This is a genomic window from Pseudomonas sp. MF6755 (assembly GCF_016405635.1).
Classification (GTDB): Bacteria; Pseudomonadota; Gammaproteobacteria; order Pseudomonadales; family Pseudomonadaceae; genus Aquipseudomonas; species Aquipseudomonas haemolytica.
Window position 1 is genome coordinate 1 of record NZ_JAEKDA010000054.1, and the last position, 921, is coordinate 921.

Genomic DNA, 921 nt, shown 5'->3' on the forward strand with positions numbered 1-921 from the left:
CTAGGCTTTGTACGAAAAGTATTGCCGCATGCAACGTAGGCTGCAGGCCAAGGTGACCATGGCTGCAAAGCTCTTGGCCAGCTTGTCATAGCGAGTGCCGATCCTGCGATTTTCTTTCAGCCAGCCAAACATCCGCTCAATGATGTTCCGTTGCCGGTATTTGGGCCGGTCAAACAGTCGGGGCAAGCCAGGTCGAGGTTTGCGCGGCATAGCGCGCAATGGGATTACCGGCTGCATTCGGTAACGGTCGCAGTACTGGCGCAGGTGCTCGGCATCGTATCCCTTGTCAGCCAGCAACCACCGGCTGCGTTTACGCGGTCGTCCTGGCTTGCCAGCAATTTTTACAGCATCCAGCAACGGCTGAGCGTGGGAGACATCACTGGCTTGTCCTGGTGAAAGCCTGTAATGCAATGGCACGCCATTGGCATCGCACACCATGTGAATCTTGGTGGTCAGACCGCCTCGACTGCGCCCGAAGGCATGGTCTAACGGTTCTTCAGGCCCCCCTTTTTCCCGGCGCCTGAAGAGGCTCGGGTTGCTCGTACTGCGGTGGAGTCGATCATCCAGGTGTCCAAGTCGATCAGTCCTTCCCGGTTCAGCCGAATATGCAGACGCTCCAGTACTCGCTCGAATGTGCCGTCGTCGCGCCAGTCACGAAAACGCTGATACACCGTTGACCAAGGCCCAAAGCGTTCAGGCAGGTCGCGCCAGGGAGCGCCCGAGCACAGGATCCACAGAATTCCGTGGAGAACCTGACGATCATCGTTGCGAGGACGGCCCATTTTCTGTTCTGGAGAAACCAAATCCTTGATCAGCTCCCATGACGCATCAGAAAGTTCGTAACGCCTTGCCATACGGGCCTCCAACCGGTCATGGCGGCAATTTTAGCCACAACGACTTTTCGTACAAAACCTAATTCGC

Annotated in this window: 1 protein-coding gene; it reads right to left on the bottom strand. The window is 56.7% G+C overall.

Annotated features, from left to right (window positions below; all coding sequences use genetic code 11):
- Positions 1 to 854, bottom strand: a protein-coding gene (locus JFT66_RS29650; protein WP_198860630.1) for an IS5 family transposase whose coding sequence is annotated in 2 segments (ribosomal slippage) — positions 1 to 498 and positions 501 to 854 — 852 coding nt in all. Because the reading frame shifts where the segments join, the coding sequence is not laid out codon by codon here.
- Positions 855 to 921: the final 67 nt, after the last annotated feature.